The sequence below is a fragment of the Oleiphilus sp. HI0043 genome, assembly GCF_001634935.1.
On sequence record NZ_LWEY01000779.1, the window covers coordinates 1 to 737 of the forward strand.

The following is a 737-nucleotide window of genomic DNA, read 5'->3' on the forward strand; positions in this document are numbered from 1 at the left end:
TTTATTTCTTGATGAAATTGGCGACATGCCGATGCCGCTTCAAGTTAAGCTATTACGCTTCCTTCAGGAAAGAGTGATTGAAAGAGTTGGCGGCGTTAAACCGATACCCGTAGATGTTCGAGTTGTTTGCGCAACCCACCAGAATGTCCAACAACTCATTGACCAAAACTTATTCAGAGAGGATCTCTATTATCGAGTGAGTGAAATTTCTCTCAATATCCCCCCCATCAGGGAGCGTGACGGTGATGCGATTATCATTGCACAAGCTTTGCTTAAAACTTTCGCTCAACAAATGAACCGTCCGACATTAGCATTTAACGAAGATGCGATGCGAGCAATAAAGAGCTATGAATGGCCAGGTAATGTTCGAGAAATTATTAACAAAGTAAAGCGGGCAGTCATCATGGCTGATGATAAGCTTGTCACGAGCTCAGACCTTGAGCTGTCAAATGATGCTTGTGCGACTGAAGAGGCGCTTAATCTTCGCCAAATAAGAGACGCAGCAGAAAAAACGGCAATCACACAAGCTATTCATGCCGCACAGAATAATATGGCGCAAGCAGCTAGACTACTCGGAATTACTAGGCCGACACTCTATAACCTGACGGAAAAGTTTGGAATTAATACCCACGAGCAATAGCCCTATTCGCTACACTCATAGGAGTAAGAAAAAAGCCTGCTTCATGCAGGCTTTTTCTCAAGGGTTACTGCTTGGCTCGAGCAGCGTTTAAATGCTC

The 737-nt window shown here is 44.2% G+C and carries 1 protein-coding gene; it reads left to right on the forward strand.

Annotated elements, in window-relative coordinates; genetic code table 11:
• The coding region (locus A3729_RS08950; RefSeq protein WP_197475717.1) for a sigma 54-interacting transcriptional regulator at window positions 1-640 on the forward strand (640 nt) is incomplete at its 5' end.
• Window positions 641-737: the final 97 nt, after the last annotated feature.